At 52.7% G+C, this 18,927-nt stretch carries 19 protein-coding genes and 1 pseudogene; 12 read left to right on the forward strand and 8 right to left on the reverse strand.

The genetic code is table 11. The annotated features are described in order from the left end of the window. The first annotated feature begins 8 nt into the window (after positions 1–8). The 3 genes from fdoH to fdhE are packed head-to-tail and all read left to right on the forward strand — an operon-like array spanning position 9 to position 2,469. Entirely contained in the window at positions 9–911 is a 903-nt protein-coding gene (gene fdoH / locus F4V61_RS18110) for a formate dehydrogenase O subunit beta (protein WP_000331363.1), read from the forward strand. Further along, the gene (fdoI, locus tag F4V61_RS18115) at positions 908–1,543 is read left to right on the forward strand and encodes a formate dehydrogenase cytochrome b556 subunit (protein WP_080161311.1); all 636 of its coding nucleotides are present in this window, start codon (positions 908–910) and stop codon (positions 1,541–1,543) included. The genes fdoH and fdoI overlap by 4 nt, the downstream gene beginning before the upstream one ends. Then, positions 1,540–2,469, forward strand: a complete 930-nt coding sequence (fdhE, locus tag F4V61_RS18120; RefSeq protein WP_000027740.1) for a formate dehydrogenase accessory protein FdhE — start codon at positions 1,540–1,542, stop codon at positions 2,467–2,469. The genes fdoI and fdhE overlap by 4 nt, the downstream gene beginning before the upstream one ends. Positions 2,470–2,515: 46 nt before the next feature. On the opposite strand, the gene F4V61_RS18125 is transcribed toward fdhE, so the two are convergent. Next, positions 2,516–2,806, reverse strand: coding sequence for a helix-turn-helix domain-containing protein (locus F4V61_RS18125; RefSeq protein WP_058346057.1), 291 nt, complete (start codon positions 2,804–2,806; stop codon positions 2,516–2,518). Then, the gene (locus F4V61_RS18130; RefSeq protein WP_001159630.1) at positions 2,807–3,118 is read right to left on the reverse strand and encodes a cytotoxic translational repressor of toxin-antitoxin stability system; all 312 of its coding nucleotides are present in this window, start codon (positions 3,116–3,118) and stop codon (positions 2,807–2,809) included. Positions 3,119–3,336: 218 nt separating this feature from the next. Between F4V61_RS18130 and F4V61_RS18135 the strand changes: the two genes are divergently transcribed. Beyond that, entirely contained in the window at positions 3,337–4,251 is a 915-nt protein-coding gene (locus F4V61_RS18135) for an alpha/beta hydrolase (protein ID WP_079828373.1), read from the forward strand. Between the two features lie 25 nt (positions 4,252–4,276). Here F4V61_RS18135 and fabY read toward each other — a convergent pair whose 3' ends face one another. The 6 genes and pseudogenes from fabY to F4V61_RS18165 all read right to left on the reverse strand — a co-directional run bounded on the left by fabY (position 4,277) and on the right by F4V61_RS18165 (position 9,085). Beyond that, on the reverse strand, positions 4,277–5,218 hold the full coding sequence (gene fabY / locus F4V61_RS18140) for a fatty acid biosynthesis protein FabY (protein ID WP_000274825.1): 942 nt from the start codon (positions 5,216–5,218) through the stop codon (positions 4,277–4,279). A 44-nt stretch (positions 5,219–5,262) separates the two neighbouring features. Further along, on the reverse strand, positions 5,263–5,700 hold the full coding sequence (gene dtd / locus F4V61_RS18145; protein ID WP_079828375.1) for a D-aminoacyl-tRNA deacylase: 438 nt from the start codon (positions 5,698–5,700) through the stop codon (positions 5,263–5,265). Further along, on the reverse strand, positions 5,697–6,569 hold the full coding sequence (locus F4V61_RS18150; RefSeq protein ID WP_079799522.1) for a virulence factor BrkB family protein: 873 nt from the start codon (positions 6,567–6,569) through the stop codon (positions 5,697–5,699). Before F4V61_RS18150 ends, dtd begins: the two co-directional genes overlap by 4 nt. Further along, complete coding sequence (gene yihX / locus F4V61_RS18155) at positions 6,563–7,162, reverse strand: glucose-1-phosphatase (RefSeq protein WP_000965699.1); 600 nt, start codon at positions 7,160–7,162, stop codon at positions 6,563–6,565. The genes F4V61_RS18150 and yihX overlap by 7 nt, the downstream gene beginning before the upstream one ends. A 190-nt stretch (positions 7,163–7,352) precedes the next feature. Next, positions 7,353–8,156 carry a DeoR/GlpR family DNA-binding transcription regulator gene (locus F4V61_RS18160; RefSeq protein WP_000059685.1) on the reverse strand — a complete coding sequence of 268 codons (804 nt, stop codon included), beginning with the start codon at positions 8,154–8,156 and terminating at the stop codon, positions 7,353–7,355. A gap of 33 nt (positions 8,157–8,189) precedes the next feature. Further along, a pseudogene (locus F4V61_RS18165) lies at positions 8,190–9,085 on the reverse strand (sugar kinase). Positions 9,086–9,249: 164 nt separating this feature from the next. On the opposite strand from F4V61_RS18165, the gene yihU reads away from it, so the two are divergent. The 8 genes from yihU (at position 9,250) to ompL (ending at position 18,900) form a co-directional block, all read left to right on the forward strand. Further along, complete coding sequence (yihU, locus tag F4V61_RS18170) at positions 9,250–10,146, forward strand: sulfolactaldehyde 3-reductase (protein ID WP_000268247.1); 897 nt, start codon at positions 9,250–9,252, stop codon at positions 10,144–10,146. Positions 10,147–10,168: 22 nt separating this feature from the next. Then, complete coding sequence (gene yihT / locus F4V61_RS18175) at positions 10,169–11,047, forward strand: sulfofructosephosphate aldolase (protein ID WP_038397290.1); 879 nt, start codon at positions 10,169–10,171, stop codon at positions 11,045–11,047. 15 nt (positions 11,048–11,062) lie between these two features. Next, the gene (gene yihS / locus F4V61_RS18180; protein ID WP_000870933.1) at positions 11,063–12,304 is read left to right on the forward strand and encodes a sulfoquinovose isomerase; all 1,242 of its coding nucleotides are present in this window, start codon (positions 11,063–11,065) and stop codon (positions 12,302–12,304) included. Positions 12,305–12,307: 3 nt separating this feature from the next. Then, on the forward strand, positions 12,308–13,165 hold the full coding sequence (locus F4V61_RS18185) for an aldose-1-epimerase (RefSeq protein ID WP_038397293.1): 858 nt from the start codon (positions 12,308–12,310) through the stop codon (positions 13,163–13,165). Between the two features lie 43 nt (positions 13,166–13,208). After that, on the forward strand, positions 13,209–15,245 hold the full coding sequence (locus F4V61_RS18190) for an alpha-glucosidase (protein WP_079828379.1): 2,037 nt from the start codon (positions 13,209–13,211) through the stop codon (positions 15,243–15,245). A 45-nt stretch (positions 15,246–15,290) separates the two neighbouring features. After that, positions 15,291–16,673, forward strand: a complete 1,383-nt coding sequence (locus F4V61_RS18195; RefSeq protein WP_079828381.1) for an MFS transporter — start codon at positions 15,291–15,293, stop codon at positions 16,671–16,673. Between the two features lie 45 nt (positions 16,674–16,718). Further along, positions 16,719–18,140, forward strand: coding sequence for an MFS transporter (locus F4V61_RS18200; protein ID WP_079828383.1), 1,422 nt, complete (start codon positions 16,719–16,721; stop codon positions 18,138–18,140). A 67-nt stretch (positions 18,141–18,207) separates the two neighbouring features. Continuing rightward, positions 18,208–18,900 carry a porin OmpL gene (gene ompL, locus F4V61_RS18205; protein WP_058819774.1) on the forward strand — a complete coding sequence of 231 codons (693 nt, stop codon included), beginning with the start codon at positions 18,208–18,210 and terminating at the stop codon, positions 18,898–18,900. Positions 18,901–18,927: the final 27 nt, after the last annotated feature.

Here is an 18,927-nt window from a genome sequence, read left to right on the forward strand (position 1 = left end):
GACGACCTATGGCTTATCAATCGCAAGACATCATTCGTCGTTCCGCCACCAACGGTTTCACCCCCGCGCCGCAGGCGCGGGATCACCAGGAAGAGGTGGCGAAACTCATCGACGTCACCACCTGTATCGGCTGTAAAGCGTGTCAGGTGGCGTGCTCAGAGTGGAACGATATCCGTGATGAAGTGGGCAATAACGTCGGGGTCTATGACAACCCGGCAGACTTAACCGCTAAATCCTGGACGGTGATGCGCTTCTCGGAAGTGGAGCAAAACGACAAACTGGAATGGCTGATCCGTAAGGATGGCTGTATGCACTGCGCCGATCCGGGCTGCCTGAAGGCATGTCCGGCGGAAGGGGCTATCATCCAGTATGCTAACGGCATTGTCGACTTCCAGTCCGAGCAGTGTATCGGCTGCGGCTACTGTATCGCTGGCTGTCCGTTCAACGTGCCGCGCCTTAACCCGGAAGACAACCGCGTCTATAAATGTACGCTGTGCGTTGACCGCGTGGTGGTCGGCCAGGAACCGGCCTGCGTGAAGACCTGTCCAACCGGCGCCATTCATTTTGGCTCTAAAGAGGACATGAAAACGCTGGCGGGCGAGCGAGTGGCGGAACTAAAAACCCGTGGTTATGACAACGCGGGTCTGTACGATCCGGCGGGCGTAGGCGGTACGCATGTTATGTACGTGCTGCACCATGCCGACAAGCCGAATCTGTATCACGGTCTGCCGGAAAATCCGGAAATCAGCGAAACCGTCAAGTTCTGGAAAGGCGTCTGGAAACCGCTCGCCGCGTTCGGTTTTGCCGCGACCTTTGCCGCCAGCGTCTTCCATTATGTCGGCGTCGGTCCGAACCGTGCGGATGAGGAAGATGACAACCTGCATGAAGAGAAAGACGAGGTGCGCAAATGAAACGACGTGACACCATTGTGCGCTATACGGCGCCGGAACGCATCAACCACTGGATCGTCGCCTTCTGCTTCGTGCTGGCGGCGGTGAGCGGGCTGGGCTTTTTATTCCCATCCTTCAACTGGCTGATGCATATCATGGGCACCCCACAACTGGCGCGCATTCTGCACCCGTTTGTGGGCGTTGTTATGTTTGCCTCGTTCATCATCATGTTTTTCCGCTACTGGCACCACAATCTAATCAATCGGGATGATATCTTTTGGGCGAAGAATATTCGTAAGATTGTCGTCAACGAGGAAGTGGGTGACACCGGGCGTTATAACTTCGGCCAGAAGTGCGTATTCTGGGCGGCGATTATCTTCCTGGTGCTGCTGCTGGTGAGCGGGGTGATTATCTGGCGTCCGTATTTTGCGCCTGCTTTCTCAATCCCGGTGATCCGATTCGCGTTAATGTTGCATTCTTTTGCCGCAGTAGCGTTAATTGTGGTTATCATGGTGCATATCTACTCCGCCCTTTGGGTGAAAGGTACCATCACCGCGATGGTGGAAGGCTGGGTAACCCGGTCGTGGGCGAAGAAACATCACCCACGCTGGTACCGAGAAGTCCGCAAGACAACGGAAAAAGAAACTGAATGAGTATTCGCATAATCCCGCAAGATGAGCTGGGTTCGAGCGAGAAACGCACGGCGGATATGATTCCGCCGTTATTGTTCCCCCGACTCAAAAACGTCTATAACCGCCGTGCCGAGCGTCTGCGCGAGCTAGCTGAAAGTAACCCGCTGGGCGATTACCTGCGCTTTGCCGCGCTTATCGCTCATGCACAGGAAGTAGTGCTGTACGACCATCCGCTGGAGATGGATCTGACCGCACGTATTAAAGAAGCGAATGAACAGGGCAAGCCGCCGCTGGATATCCATGTGCTGCCGCGTGATAAGCATTGGCAAAAACTGCTGCATTCGTTAATTGCTGAGCTAAAACCCGAGATGAGCGGCCCCGCGCTGGCGGTGATCGAGAATCTGGAGAAAGCATCAGATCAGGAGCTGGAGCAGATGGCCAGCGCGCTGTTTGACTCTGACTTCTCTTACGTCAGCAGCGATAAGGCCCCGTTCATCTGGGCCGCGCTCTCCCTTTACTGGGCGCAAATGGCCAGCCTGATCCCAGGCAAAGCCCGGGCGGAATACGGCGAAGCGCGCCAGTATTGCCCGGTGTGCGGTTCGATGCCGGTCTCCAGCGTGGTGCAAATCGGCACTACGCAGGGACTACGGTATCTGCACTGTAACCTGTGCGAAACCGAGTGGCACGTGGTCCGCGTAAAATGCAGTAACTGCGAACAGAGCCGCGATTTACATTACTGGTCGCTGGAAAATGAGCAGGCCGCAGTGAAGACCGAAAGCTGCGGCGACTGCGGGACTTACCTGAAGATTCTGTATCAGGAAAAAGACCCGAAAGTCGAAGCCGTCGCCGACGATCTCGCCTCGCTGGTACTGGACGCGCGCATGGAGCAGGAGGGTTTTGCCCGCAGTTCCATCAACCCGTTCCTGTTCCCGGGGGAAGGGGAATAAGTTCTCTGGTATACCGGCTAGCAATCTACGTTAGCCGGATCATTGCTCAATAACGCAATGCTTGTATAACGTTTCTCGGGTCGTTGGCAATGGCGCGAAGTAACGCTTTGGCTGGCCCTGTCGGTGAACGTCTTCCTTGCTCCCAGTTGCGCAGCGTATCCACGTTGACCGAAATCAGTTCTGCAAACTTAGATTGCGACAACCCAGATGCCTGCCGTATTTCTTTAATCTTCATTGCATCAATATGAAAGGTACGAGAAGGCTCACGGGTCCCTTCAATGATTTCATTCATTTGAGACATACTTTGAGTTAATCGCTCAAATAACGCTTTATCCATCTACCACCTCTCATTCAGCATACGAAGCACCGCTTTTTCCTGCGGCGTGAGATCATCTTTAATGCCTTTTTGATAAATCAGAAGCAAGCGAATCTCATACCGTTGACTACGATGAAAATAGATAATTCGTACGCCACTGCGCTTTCCTTTGCCTCGCGCTCCCCAGCGCATTTTTCTCAGGCCGCCCGTTTCCTGAATTACATCACCACAATCTGGATGCTGAGCCATAAAAACCTGAAGCTTATGGTATTCATCATCATCGAGCAGTTTTTTAACATCTTCAGTAAAGAGTTCCGTTTCTATGAATTGCATATTCCATACGTCATTGGCTTATAGTAGTGAAAATAATCTATACGTCAATGGCGTATAGCATCATCATTTCACAGTACAAAAATTAAAAACCCAGCGCCAACCGCATTCCATTTTTTGCGAACCTCTATCCAGAATCATTATCCCCTCGTTTCACCACTTTCCATCCCCCAACAAACCAGGTTATAAACTGTACATACATACAGTCAACGGAGCGTTATATGCCACTGGAAAAAGGAATTGCCGAACTGGTCGCTGGGTTTATCGCCGCGGGTCGCCCCTCTTCACGAGAGCAGAATATTGATGACCGGAGAGCGGGCTATATTGCCAGCACGACGCTGGCGGGTGAGAAAGAAATTCGGGTGAGTTCGGAAGATATCGTGCTGGAAGGGATGACATTTCGCGTCGTTTCGCCACCAAACGCATCCGGTTCTCTACCCTGTATCCTCTACTATCACGGCGGCTGTTTTGTTAGCGGCGGCTTTCTGACTCATGACCCCCAGCTACGGCAACTGGCCTGGAAAAGCGGCTGTAAGGTGATTGCCATTCAGTATCGCCTTGCGCCAGAGCACACCTTCCCGGCGGCTCATGACGACGCTGAACGCGGGGCCAATATCGTCCATCAATACGCGGAGCAGTTAGGCATCGATCGTGAACGTATCACGCTTGCTGGCGACAGCGCAGGCGGGCACTTGGCATTGGTCAGCGCGCTACGCCTGAAATCCACCGCCCACTGGTCTCCGGCGAAGCTGCTGTTGATCTACCCGATGCTTGACGCTACTGCCAGTTTCCCCAGCTATGCCAGCAACGGGCAAGACTACATCATCCCCCGTGACACACTACTATCAGGCTTCGAAATGTATCTCCAGGGTACCGACCTCCGTCACCCGGAAGCCAGTCCGATATGGCGTGAAGATTTTGCCGGTTTACCGCCGGTGCATATCCTCACCGCAGAGTTCGACCCACTGCGTGATGAAGGCGAAGCGCTATATCACCGTCTGAACGACCAGGGCGTGGCGTGTACTTGCCAGCGCTATCTCGGCGTTATCCACGGGTTTTTCCAATTGGGCGGCGTGAGCAAGACGGCGCGGGACGCAATACGCGACGTGGCCTGGCGCGCGGCCACTCGTAAATAAATAGCATCAGGAGCGCGGGCTCACACTACTCCTCCTCGTTGCCGCCCTCTTCATACGGGCCGAACGGTTTCGCAGGTAGCACGATATAAATGCCTTCGAAGATCGCCCCAGTGGTATCGCCGCCCAGGAGTTCAACCTGCAACTGGACACGCGCTTTTTTACCCCGTGCCAGCCTGTCCAAATCACCACTTAGCGACCCCAAATCCGCCACTGCGTTTGGCTTTCCGCTAATCGGCTTGCTGTAGCGAATATGGGCATCGGCAAGAATAATCGTCCCGCCCAAGTGGCGTTCACGTAGCATCAGCCAGATAAGCCCCCATCCAGTCAGCGTCGCCAGGGAGAACAGGCTGCCGGCAAACACCGTGTGATGCGGATTTTGATTACCGGTTTCCGGCATTGTGGTAATAAATTTTTGCCCGGTGTACTGCTGAATGCGCACTCCCATCTTTTCACTCAATGGAATGTGCTCATACCAGGCCTGCTGAAGCTGCCCGCACCAGTCGCCGCGATGCAGGATATCATCCAGCGATGCTACCGGCTTAATCATCAAAAAATGGCGGATTGGCGTGGTCGTAGGCGTGGTGATCTCCCCCTGATTGACAAATCCAAGCTTGGCAAAGAACTCAACCGCATCTTCGCGCGCGCTGCAGGTGACGCGCTTAACGCCTTCCTGACGGGCGACAGACTCCAGGGTCATCGCCATTAATGTCCCCAGCCCTTTAGCCTGTACCGAGGGGTGTACAGCCATAAAACGAATAGACGCCTCGTTATCTGCATTGATATACAGGCGGCCTACCGCAACTAAGTTTCCTTCTTCGTCCACCACCATTTGATGGTGCGCCAACGCATCCCAGCCATCCCGTTCTGAACCTTTCGGCTGGTGCAACGGTTTACGCAGCATCTCCCAGCGAAACTGGTAGTAACGTTCTAATTCTTCTTCTGTTTGCGGAACCCGAAGGTGATACATAGCAGTACTCTCTCTTGTTATCCGCGGCCACGCCGGAAGCTGGCTCATACCTGGAGCCAGAATGTCACGGGGCCGTCATTAACCAGCTCAACCTGCATATCGGCAGCGAAGCGTCCGGTTTGCGTGTTTAGCGCCTGCTGGCGGCAGCGTCCGACAAAATACTCATAAAGCGCCTGCGCGCGATCCGGCGCAGCGCCGCCGGAGAAGCTCGGTCGCATACCGCGCTCAGTATCCGCAGCCAGCGTGAATTGCGACACCACCAGCACGCTGCCGCCAGCCTGTTGTACGTTCAGATTCATCTTGCCCTCAGCATCGCTGAAGATACGGTATCCCAGCACGCGCTCGCACAGACGATTCGCTTTTTGTTCGTCATCTTCTTTTTCGACACCCAATAACACCAAAAGTCCTGGGCCGATTTCACCCGTCACCTCGCCCTCCACGGTGACGCTGGCACGGGTTACGCGTTGAATTAATGCAATCATGGTTGGTCTGCTTCTTCTTGTTCTGCGGCTTGTTTGAGTTTTCGGTATTCCCCGAGAGTGACAGTTATTTCTGCGCCAAGCAAGACTATACACCAGGTCCAGTATACCCAGACAAACAGGATAGGGATTACCGCCAGTACGCCATAGATGAGCTGATATGAAGGGAACATAGTGATATAAAGCGCGAAACCTTTCTTTCCGGCCTCGAACAGTAAAGCCGCGACAAACGCGCCGACAATCGCGTCACGGTTAGGTACGCGAGTCGTTGGGACAATACTGTAGAGTAACCAGAATGAGATCCACGAGAGCAGCAGCGGAAGAACGCGCAATACATTGTCGACGACCGTATTCAGGTCGCTGGCCCAGCGTAAAGAAAGCAGGTAGGAGCTGATCGCCAGACTGGCGCCAGCGAGTAGCGGACCGAGCGTGAGGATCATCCAGTACACCGCAAAAGAGTACACTTTTGGCCGTGTGCGTTTGCTGCGCCAGATAGTATTTAACGCGCTATCAATGGCGTACATCAACAGCAGTGCCGTCACAATCAGGCCACAGGCGCCCACCGCCGTCATTTTGTTGGAGTTAGCGACAAACTGCTCAATATAGCGCTGAATCACATCCCCGGTGGCTGGCATAAAGTTAGCGAAGATAAAATGGCGTAACTGAATGCTGACATCAGAAAACATCGGAAAAGCAGCGAAAAGGGCAAAAACGACGGCAATAAGCGGTACTAAGGAGAGTAATGAGACATAGGCGAGGTTTCCCGCCAAAGTCGTCATATTATCCTCATCGATACGCTGCCATAATAGCTTGAGCCAGGCCCGAACAGGGCGCGTATGGCGTCCAGCTTTTTGGTGAACGGTTTTTAGCATAACAGCTTCGCGAAATAGTCAGGGATGGTGGTTTTATCCTTCACCAGAATGCTGGTGATCCCTAACTGGTTGGCCCCTTCTATATTATCGGCATTATCGTCGAAAAAGACCGCATCGGCGGCAGAAAATCCTTCTTTCTGCAGGACGTGCTGATAAATACGCGCTTCCGGCTTACGCATTCCCAAATCCTGCGATAAATAGATATGGTCGGCGGCAGCGCGAACCTCCGGATATTCCTCCGGCCAGAAGTGGGTATGCAGTCGGTTAGTATTGGATAACACCACCACGCGATGCCCCTGCTCGCGCAGTTTATGCATGATAGCAATCACTTCAGGCCGTAATCCGACAAATACCGCCTGCCAGCCGTGCGAGAATTGTTCATAACTGAGCGATAACGCCATTTCATGACAGAAAGCTTCAGCAAACGCTTCGTCAGTTATCTCACCGCGTTCATGTTGGTGAAAAGTCTCGCCCATCGTAAATTTTTGCTTCAGCGAAGCCAGCGGTACTCGACTCAGGTCGCTCCACACACCTAATACGCGGTTAAAGTCGATGTCGACAATCACATTACCTAAATCAAAGATGTAGAGCATGTCATTCTCCTTGCTAACCGGGGATGAATAACTGTAGCGGGAAAGGAGAAGTTTGACTATGTATCCCTTTATAAATCAATTAACAAAAAGACAATAGAAACGCAGACGATGTCCAATATCGCCTGCATCACAGCGCCGTTTTATTGGCCGAATAAAGTGCTGACGCGACCATCCGGCACAAGGGCAATTGTCACGCTGAAACGGCGTCGTCCAGCGAAGGACTCACCTGAACCACTTCGATTTGCTGGGATTGCAGTAAATTCTGCAATGCCGGACCGGGATACTCGTCCGTAAACAGAGCGGTAATCTGTGACACATTGCCGATCTCGACCGCCGCAGAAGCATGGTATTTCGTATGATCGGCGGCCAGCAGAATATGTCGTGAGTGGGCCATCATGGTTTTCACTACGCTGGCTTCGTTGACATCAAACTCCAGTAACGCGCCATCGCTCTCTATCGCGCCTACGCTGGTGACGAGATAGTCTGCCCGGAACCCCGCGACAAACGCCGTCGCGGAGGGCCCGATAATGCCGCTATTATGCGGGCGCAGCGTGCCGCCAGGCACCATCACTTCAAAGCGAGGGTTATTATAGAGAATATGCGCGACGCGCAGGCTATTGGTGATAATGCGCAGATGATTATGGTTGAGCAGCGCGCGCGCCACCTGCTCAACCGTCGTTCCAATCGTGATAAATATCGTGGAGCCATCCGGAATATAGTCAGCCACGGCTTCCGCAATGGCTTTTTTCTCTTGCGTCCAGGAGACCTCCCGCTGCTCAAAGGCGGTATTGACCACACTGGACGCTCTGCCGGCGCCGCCATGATGACGCGTAATCAGCCCCTGCTCGCTTAATTTACGAATATCGCGGCGAACCGTCTGGGTAGAAACCTCCAACAAACAGGCTAACTCATCAATATTCATATAACCGCGCTCATCAATGAGCATTAACAGCCGATCGTGGCGCGGATTACCGGTCAGTTCGGTAAGACTCATGAGCATTCCTCTAAAAGCTTCCTACTGCCCATATTATACAAAAAGTGACAAGAAAGATCGGGTTTGCTCACAATCAGGGATACCCGCTCGACCACCTGGGCGCGTACACTTCAGCGCGGCAACGCCGCTGGCGAATCTGACAGCTTCTTCGATGGCGTATCCGCTTGCCAGCCCAAATGCCAGCGCGCCGTGAAAAACATCGCCCGCGCCGGTAGTATCCACCACCTCAACGGTAAAACCCGGTTGGTGGCGTACCGCCGCTTTTTCCAACCAGTTGCAGCCTTCGCTGCCTCGCGTGACGTAGACATGTCCATTTGTGAGCGTTTGTGTTTTTTTAGCGCATCAAGGGTTTCGCTCATCCCCGTCAGGCGTGCCAGCCCCGGCTCGGAGAAGGCGGCGTGGTCGCTTAACGCCACCAGCTCGCTAATATCCTGCGGCGTAATATCGCCATCGAGAACGGTCATGACGCCAGCCTGACGCGCCAGCGTAAATGCCTGTTTTGCGCCGTCATGCCAGCGCACATCCGCTAACACCACATCCCACTGCGAAAAATCGATGTCGTTAAGCCAGTCGGCGTCAGGTAATAAATCCGGGCTGGGATAATTAACGATGATCCGCTCTCCATTGGCATCCACCATAATCGCTGACTGCGACGACATGGCCTGCGTGTAGCGGCGGGTATAGCGGGTATTTACCCCCAGGGATTCCAGCTCCGCCAGCAGGCTGTTTCCGGTGTCGTCATCGCCCACACGGCCAATAAAGTCCACCTGCGCGCCCAATTTCGCCGCAGCCACGGCAGCGGTCGCCGCAGGCCCGCCGCCCACTTCCGTATAGCGCTTCGCCACATATTTACCCCCTTCTGTCGGTAATCCTTCCACGTAATAGATGCGATCCATCACGGTAATACCTACACAAGCAATACGAACCATGGTCATTCCTCAAACATTTGCGATGCGCTCATTTTAATTTCACGAAATGTTTAAAAAGTGACGGCTGTCAATTTTTTGACCATAAATTACAAATACGATCACAAACAGACAGAAAAACGCTCATTAATGACAAAAAATGACACCACCGTGTTCAGGAGAACGATATGGCAGTTATAGCATTTATCGGGTTGGGGCAGATGGGCTCCCCTATGGCGAGCAATCTGCTAAAGCAGGGCCATCAACTCAGCGTCTTCGATGTTAATCCCGACGCCGTACAGCGTCTGGTAGACAAAGGCGCGCAACCTGCAAGTAGCCCGGCTCAGGCAACCATCGGCGCTGAATTTGTTATCACCATGCTCCCGAACGGCGATCTGGTTCGTTCTGTTTTGTTTGGCGAGCAAGGCGTTTGCGAAACCCTTTCCCGTGAAGCGCTGGTCATTGATATGTCCACTATTCATCCGTTGCAAACCGACAAGCTGATTGCCGACATGCAGAGCAAAGGGTTCAGCATGATGGATGTGCCGGTAGGCCGGACATCCGACAACGCGATTACCGGCACATTGTTGCTGCTGGCAGGCGGTACGGCAGAGCAAGTAGAGCGCGCCACTCCTGTTCTGATGGCGATGGGTAATGAGCTGGTCAACACCGGCGGCCCGGGAATGGGTATTCGCGTAAAACTGATCAACAACTACATGAGTATTGCGCTAAATGCGCTCTCCGCCGAAGCCGCCGTGCTGTGTGAAGCGCTGGGGCTTTCCTTCGACGTGGCTTTAAAAGTGATGAACGGCACTGCCGCAGGCAAAGGGCATTTCACCACCACCTGGCCGAATAAAGTGATGAAAGGGGATCTATCTCCCGCCTTCATGATCGATCTGGCGCACAAAGATCTTGGCATCGCGTTGGATGTCGCCAATCAACTGCACGTACCGATGCCGCTCGGCGCCGCCTCCCGTGAAGTTTATAACCTGGCGCGGGCCGCAGGCCGCGGTCGGGAAGACTGGAGCGCCATCCTGGAACAGGTGCGCATCAGCGCCGGGCTGACCGCCAACGTAAAAAAGTAACGACTGTATAAAGGAAAATTGAATGAACAACTACACCATCAAAGACATTACGCGAGCGTCCGGCGGGTTTGCCATGCTGGCTGTCGATCAGCGCGAGGCGATGCGTTTAATGTTTGCTGCTGCTGGTGCGAAACCACCCGTCGCCGATAGCGTGCTGACGGATTTCAAAGTGAATGCGGCGAAAATTCTTTCCCCATATGCCTCTGCCGTTCTGCTGGATCAGCAGTTCTGTTATCGCCAGGCCGTAGAACAAAACGCGGTCGCTAAAAGCTGCGCCATGATCGTCGCGGCGGATGATTTCATCCCGGGCAACGGTATTCCCGTTGATAACGTGGTCATTGATAAAAAAATTAATGCGCAGGCGGTAAAACAGGATGGCGCGAAAGCCTTAAAACTGTTGGTGCTGTGGCGCAGCGACGAAGACGCGCAGCAGCGTCTGGATATGGTCAAAGAATTCAATGAATTATGCCACTCCAATGGTTTGCTGAGCATTATCGAACCGGTTGTACGTCCGCCGCGCTGCGGCGACAAGTTCGATCGCGAGCAGGCGATTATCGATGCGGCCAAAGAGCTGGGCGACAGCGGCGCCGATCTCTACAAAGTTGAAATGCCGCTCTACGGCAAAGGCGCGCGTTCCGATCTTCTTACCGCCTCACAACGCCTGAATGGGCATATCAATATGCCGTGGGTCATCCTCTCTTCCGGTGTGGACGAAAAACTGTTCCCTCGCGCGGTCAGGGTCGCCATGGAAGCTGGCGCATCTGGGTTCCTGGCGGGACGCGCGGTCTGGTCATCAGTGATTGGTTTACCGGATACCGAGCTGATGCTACGTGATGTTTCCGCGCCTAAGTTGCAACATCTGGGCGAGATCGTCGATGAAATGATGGCGAAACGTCGTTAATACGAGGATGAAAGAATGAAATGGTTTAACACGTTGAGCCACAACCGCTGGCTGGAGCAGGAAACCGACCGCATCTTTAATTTCGGTAAAAACGCCGCGGTGCCGACAGGCTTCGGCTGGCTGGGAAATAAAGGGCAAATCAAAGAAGAGATGGGCACCCATCTTTGGATCACGGCGCGTATGCTGCACGTTTATTCCGTGGCGGCATCCATGGGCCGACCGGGCGCTTATGATCTGGTCGATCACGGTATCAAAGCCATGAACGGCGCGCTGCGCGATAAAAAATACGGCGGCTGGTATGCCTGCGTTAACGACCAGGGCGTGGTGGATGCCTCTAAACAGGGTTATCAACACTTCTTCGCCCTGCTGGGCGCGGCCAGCGCCGTCACTACCGGTCATCCTGAAGCCAGAAAATTGTTGGATTACGCCATTGAAGTTATTGAGAAATACTTCTGGAGTGAAGAAGAGCAGATGTGCCTGGAGTCCTGGGATGAAGCCTTCAGCAAAACCGAAGACTACCGTGGCGGCAACGCCAATATGCACGCCGTCGAAGCGTTTCTGATTGTTTATGACGTCACCCATGACCGTAAATGGCTCGACCGTGCGCTACGCATCGCGTCAGTGATTATTCACGATGTCGCCCGCAGCGGTGATTATCGCGTCAATGAACACTTCGATTCACAGTGGAACCCTATCCGCGACTACAACAAAGATAACCCTGCTCACCGCTTTCGCGCTTACGGCGGTACGCCGGGCCACTGGATCGAGTGGGGCCGTCTGATGTTGCATCTGCATGCCGCGCTGGAAGCGCGCTCCGAAACGCCTCCCGCCTGGCTGCTGGAAGACGCCAAAGGTCTGTTCCATGCCACCATCCGCGACGCCTGGGCGCCGGACGGCGCAGACGGTTTTGTCTATTCGGTGGACTGGGACGGCAAACCGATTGTCCGTGAAAGAGTGCGCTGGCCGATCGTTGAAGCGATGGGCACCGCTTATGCCCTGTATACCCTCACCGGCGATAGCCAGTACGAAGAGTGGTATCAGAAATGGTGGGATTACTGCATTAAGTACCTGATGGACTATGAAAATGGCTCCTGGTGGCAAGAGCTGGACGCCGATAACAAAGTGACCACCAAAGTGTGGGACGGCAAGCAAGATATTTATCATTTACTGCACTGTCTGGTCATTCCTCGCCTGCCACTCGCGCCGGGCCTGGCTCCAGCCGTTGCGGCAGGTCTGCTGGATATCAACGCGAAATAGGTCATGAGGATTGCAGCCATGTACAGCGATGGAAAAACTATTCAGCTTAATGCGGGTCGTTACCAGGCAAAAATTGTCACGGTTGGCGCAGGTCTGGCGGAGCTGACCCATCATGGACGTCATGTGGTCATCCCGCATAAACCAGAAGAGATGCCGCTGGCGCATCTGGGGAAGGTGTTAATTCCCTGGCCAAACCGAGTGGCAAATGGCTGCTACCACTACAACGGCAAGGATTACCAGCTTGCCGTTAACGACCCGATTTCGCAGGCCGCCATTCACGGTCTGTTAGCCTGGCGGGACTGGCAGGTTAGCTATCAGTCGACGTCAGAAGCGTCGCTAACGATTTTTCTGCCGCCCTCCTACGGCTATCCCTTTGCATTAAGTTCGGAAGTGATTTATCGATTAGATGCCGCCAGCGGGCTGCATGTATTGATTCGTTCGCAAAACATTGGCGATGAATCAGCGCCTTATGGCGCGGGCGCACACCCTTATTTGACTTGCAATCTGCAAAGCATCGATAGCTGTGTATTAACACTGCCTGCAAGCGAAGAATTGCCCGCAGACAGGGATTTTTCCGCATCATGCCTGATTGGCGAAACGCGCCTTGATCATGCGATTAAGGCCGCGGCTACCCCGGCTGAGTGGGAGGTCAGACTTACCTGCCCGACGCAAAATATGTCCACATTTTTACGCAGCAACCAACCCTGGCTACAGATCTATACCGGCGAAAAACTAAGCCGAAAAGGTCTCGCTGTAGAACCTATGAGCTGCCCGCCCGATGCATTTAATTCCGGGATCGCGCTTATTCATCTTGCCCCAAAAGCGATCCATCAACTGCATTTTTCCATCGGCTGTGAATAGCCCGGATGGATTACCGAATTACCCTACATTCACGGAGACTACAATGAATTCTCTACCACAACGGTCAACCGATTTTAAACTAACAACATCACAGGATGGTTTTGCGCTTACCTGGCAAAAGCGTCTAATTTTACGGCACAGCGCCGAAAACCCCTGTCTGTGGATTGGCGCGGGCGTTGCCGACATTGATATGTTCCGCGGCAACTTCAGCATCAAAGACAAACTTAACGAGAAGATTGCCTTAACGGAGGCCACGGTCAGCGAGCTACCCGACGGCTGGCTGGTACAATTCAGCCGTGGCGCAACAATTAGCGCCACCCTTCGCCTCTCTGCCGATGAGGCGGGACGCCTGACGTTGGATCTGCAAAACGACGACCTGCACCACAACCGTATCTGGTTACGCCTCGCGGCTAATCCAGATGACCATATCTACGGCTGCGGCGAACAGTTCTCTTATTTCGATTTGCGCGGCAAGCCGTTCCCGCTGTGGACCAGCGAACAGGGCGTTGGCCGTAATAAAACCAGCTATGTCACCTGGCAGGCTGACTGTAAAGAGAACGCCGGCGGCGACTATTACTGGACCTTCTTCCCGCAACCGACCTTTGTCAGCACACAAAAATATTACTGCCACGTCGATAATAGCTGTTATATGAATTTCGACTTCAGCGCGCCGGAGTATCACGAACTGGCGCTGTGGGAAGATAAAACTACGCTGCGTTTTGAGTGTGCCGACACCTACATCGCCCTGCTGGAAAAACTGACTGCGCTGTTAGGCCGCCAGCCAGAGCTGCCGGACTGGGTTTACGACGGCGTCACGCTAGGCATTCAGGGCGGTACGGAAGTTTGTCAGCAAAAACTGGATACCATGCGCAACGCAGGCGTAAAAGTGAACGGTATTTGGGCGCAGGACTGGTCCGGTATCCGCATGACCTCCTTTGGCAAGCGCGTAATGTGGAACTGGAAGTGGAATAGCGACAACTATCCGCAGCTGGATAGCCGTATCAAACAGTGGAAAGAAGAAGGCATACAGTTCCTCTCTTATATCAACCCGTACGTCGCCAGTGATAAAGACCTCTGCGCCGAGGCGGCGAAACACGGCTATCTGGCGAAAGACGCCACGGGCGGCGACTATCTGGTCGAGTTTGGCGAATTTTATGGCGGCGTGGTCGATCTGACCAATCCTGAAGCTTACGACTGGTTCAAAGACGTTATCAAAAAGAACATGATCGCGCTCGGCTGCAGCGGCTGGATGGCGGATTTCGGCGAATATCTGCCGACCGATACGTATCTGCACAACGGCGTCAGCGCCGAGATCATGCATAACGCCTGGCCTGCGCTGTGGGCGAAATGTAACTATGACGCGTTACAGGAGACCGGCAAACTCGGCGAGATCCTGTTCTTTATGCGCGCCGGTTATACCGGTAGTCAGAAGTATTCCACCATGATGTGGGCAGGCGACCAGAACGTTGACTGGAGCCTTGATGATGGTCTGGCCTCTGTCGTGCCTGCGGCATTGTCGCTGGCGATGACCGGCCACGGTCTGCATCACAGCGATATCGGCGGTTACACCACGTTGTTCGACATGAAGCGCAGCAAAGAGTTGCTGTTGCGCTGGTGCGATTTCAGCGCCTTTACGCCGATGATGCGCACCCATGAAGGCAACCGTCCCGGCGATAACTGGCAGTTCGACGGCGACGCGGAAACCATTGCCCACTTTGCCCGCATGACCACCGTCTTTACCACGCTGAAACCGTATCTCAAGCAGGCGGTGGCGCAGAACGCGGCTACCGGTCTGCCGGTCATGCGTCCGCTATTCCTGCACTACGAGAACGATGCCGCAACCTACACCCTGAAATATCAATATCTGCTCGGTCAGGATCTGCTGGTCGCGCCGGTTTATGAGCAGGGGCGTTGCGATTGGACGCTGTACCTGCCGGAAGATCACTGGGTGAATATCTGGACCGGCGAAGCTCACCACGGCGGTGAAATTACCGTGGATGCGCCCATTGGCAAGCCGCCGGTCTTCTATCGCGCGAAGAGCGAGTGGGCTTCACTTTTTGCTTCTTTACGGAATATCTAATACGGCTCGCCCGCAGGGAAACCTGCGGGCAGATGGAGAAGAATAATGAGTCAAACATCATCAAATCCGGCAACCCTACGCTTGCCGTTTAAAGAAAAACTTGCCTATGGACTGGGGGATTTAGGTTCCAATATCCTGTTAGATATCGGGACCCTCTATTTACTCAAATTTTATACCGATGTGCTGGGTTTACCAGGGACTTACGGCGGGATCATTTTCCTGATCGCCAAATTTTTCACCGCATTTACCGATATGGGTACCGGCATTATGCTCGACTCGCGGCGTAAAATTGGTCCGAAGGGCAAATTCCGCCCGTTCGTGCTTTACGCGGCATTTCCGGTAACGCTACTGGCGATTGCTAACTTTGTCGGCACACCGTTTGAGGTGACGGGAAAAACCGTCGTCGCAACGATGCTGTTTATGCTGTACGGGCTGGTTTTCAGCATGATGAACTGCTCGTATGGCGCGATGGTGCCCGCGATTACCAAGAACCCGGATGAACGCGCCTCGCTTGCCGCGTGGCGTCAGGGCGGCGCCACTCTCGGCCTGCTGCTGTGTACCGTTGGCTTTGTGCCGGTCATGAACCTGATCGAAGGCAATGCCCAACTCAGCTATATTTTCGCCGCCACGCTATTTTCATTATTTGGCCTGCTATTTATGTGGCTGTGCTACGCCGGCGTTAAAGAGCGCTACGTCGAAGTAAAACCTGTCGATAACGCGCAAAAGCCCGGATTATTGCAGTCGTTCCGCGCTATCGCCGGTAACCGTCCGCTGTTTATTCTGTGTATCGCCAACCTCTGCACGTTAGGTGCGTTTAACGTCAAGCTGGCGATTCAGGTCTATTACACCCAGTACGTGCTTAACGACCCGATCCTCCTCTCCTGGATGGGTTTCTTTAGCATGGGTTGTATTTTTATCGGCGTCTTTTTGATGCCCGGCGCAGTAAGGCGTTTTGGCAAGAAAAAAGTCTATATCGGCGGGCTGTTAATATGGGTAGCAGGCGATCTGCTCAACTACTTCTTTGGCGGCGGCTCGGTCAGTTTTGTCGCTTTCTCCTGCCTGGCTTTCTTTGGTTCGGCATTCGTCAACAGCCTGAACTGGGCGCTGGTTTCCGACACGGTGGAATACGGCGAATGGCGCACCGGCGTTCGCTCAGAAGGGACGGTTTACACTGGCTTCACCTTCTTCCGTAAGGTCTCCCAGGCGCTGGCGGGGTTCTTCCCCGGCTGGATGCTGACGCAAATCGGTTATGTCCCAAATGTCGTGCAATCTGCGGGCACTGTCGAAGGACTACGCCAGTTGATCTTTATTTATCCGTGCGCTCTGGCGGTCATCACCATTATTGCGATGGGCTGTTTCTACAATCTCAACGAAAAAATGTACGTGCGAATTGTGGAAGAAATTGAGGCCCGGAAACATACGGTTTAACAACAATAAAATATAACGCCCTGCCGGGCGTTTTGAGAGGCGATTATGTCTAATCATGATCCGCTAACGCTAAAGTTGAGCCTGCGGGAAAAATGCGCCTATGGCGTGGGCGATTTTGGCTCGAATCTGATGCTGTGTATCGGTACGCTGTATCTACTGAAGTTTTATACCGATGAACTAGGGATGCCCGCTTATTACGGCGGAATTATCTTTCTGGTGGCGAAATTTTTCACCGCGCTTACCGATATGCTCACCGGCGTATTGCTGGATTCACGCCGTAATATTGGTACAAAAGGAAAGTTTCGGCCTTTTATTTTGTATGCGTCATTTCCGGTGGCTCTGGTTGCTACTGCGCAATTCTTTGCCACCCACTTTACTTTACCCGTTAAAACAGCATTCGCGACGGTGCTGTTTATGCTGTTCGGTCTATTCTACAGCCTGATGAACTGCTCATACGGCGCGATGGTACCCGCTATCACCAAAAATCCGCATGAGCGCGCCCAGCTCGCCGCATGGCGACAAGGTGGAGCTACCATTGGCCTGCTGCTTTGTACCGTAGGTTTTATGCCTATTCAGGCGCTGTTCACCACTATACCTTCGCCAGGCTATCTGGTTGCCGCGGCCATCTTTTCGGTCTGCGGGCTGTACAGCATGTGGTGGTGTTTTAGTGGAGTGAAAGAGCGGTATATCGAAACCGTGCCTGACACGCATAAGCCCAGCATATTGAAATCATTTTGCGCTATTTTTCGTAATCCGCCCCTGCTGGTGCTCTGTATCGCCAATCTGTGTACGCTGGCCGCCTTTAATATTAAACTGGCCATTCAGGTTTATTACACTCAGTACGTGCTAAACGATATTCATTTACTGTCATGGATGGGCTTTTTCAGCATGGGCTGTATCCTGGTTGGCGTCTTATTAGTACCTACAGCGGTAAAACGCTTCGGGAAAAAACAGGTTTATCTTGGCGGCCTGATACTGTGGGCCATTGGCGATATCCTGAATTTTATCTGGGGTGGAACATCATTCCTGTTTGTTATTTTCTCCTGTGTCGCGTTTTTCGGTACCGCCTTCGTCAACAGCCTGAACTGGGCTCTGGTCCCGGATACGGTTGACTACGGCGAATGGAAAACGGGTATTCGCTCTGAAGGCTCGGTTTATACCGGTTATACCTTTTCCCGCAAAATTTCCGCTGCGCTTGCTGGCTTCTTGCCAGGTATTATGCTGACGCAAATCGGTTATATGCCCAACATAGCTCAAAGTGACGCCACGTTGCTTGGTTTGCGTCAGCTCATTTTTTTATGGCCTTGCGGTCTTGCCATTATCGCAGCACTAACGATGGGCTTTTTTTATAAGCTCAATGAACAACGTTTCGCTTTTATTATCGAGGAAATTGCTCAACGGAAGAAAACAGGTAATCAAACTGTCGCGACTAATAATAAACAAAGTATTTCTACTGTAAATAATTAAACGACGCTTGCCGCTTTATCCATCCCGATGGATGGCGGCTTCCCTACATTTGAAAAATGGATTTATTATGAACTATCTGAATACACTAGTGATATTAACCTCTGTAGTATCTACCTCTGTTTTTGCTGGCGCTTATGTAGAAAACCGTGAGGCTTATAACCTGGCGTCTGACCAAATGGAGTTTATGCTGCGCGTCGGCTATAACTCCGATATGGGGGCCGGAATAATGTTGACCAATACCTATACGCTACAGCGTGATGATGAATTAAAGCACGGTTATAATGAGATTGAGGGCTGGTATCCGTTATTTAAACCAACGGACAGATTAACCATCCAGCCTGGGGGCTTAATAAACGATAAAAGCATCGGTTCCGGCGGCGCTGTCTATCTGGATGTTAACTATAAATTTACCCCATGGTTTAATCTTACGGTACGTAACCGATATAATCACAATAGTTATAGCTCAACCGATTTGAATGGCGAACTGGATAATAATGACAGCTATGAAATCGGTAACTACTGGAATTTTACCATTACCGATAAATTTTCTTATACCTTTGAACCACACTATTTTTATAATGTTAATGATTTTAATAGTAGTAATGGTACGAAGCATCATTGGGAAATCACCAATACTTTCAGATACCGGATTAGCCAGAGCTGGCTGCCGTACTTAGAGTTACGCTGGTTGGATCGCAATGTGGAACCCTATCATCGCGAACAAAACCAGATTCGCATTGGGGCCAAATATTTCTTCTAAACGAATGTATTAAAAAGCCGCTGAATT

Origin of the sequence: Salmonella enterica subsp. arizonae, from assembly GCF_008692845.1 — a bacterium.
GTDB lineage: Bacteria > Pseudomonadota > Gammaproteobacteria > Enterobacterales > Enterobacteriaceae > Salmonella > Salmonella arizonae.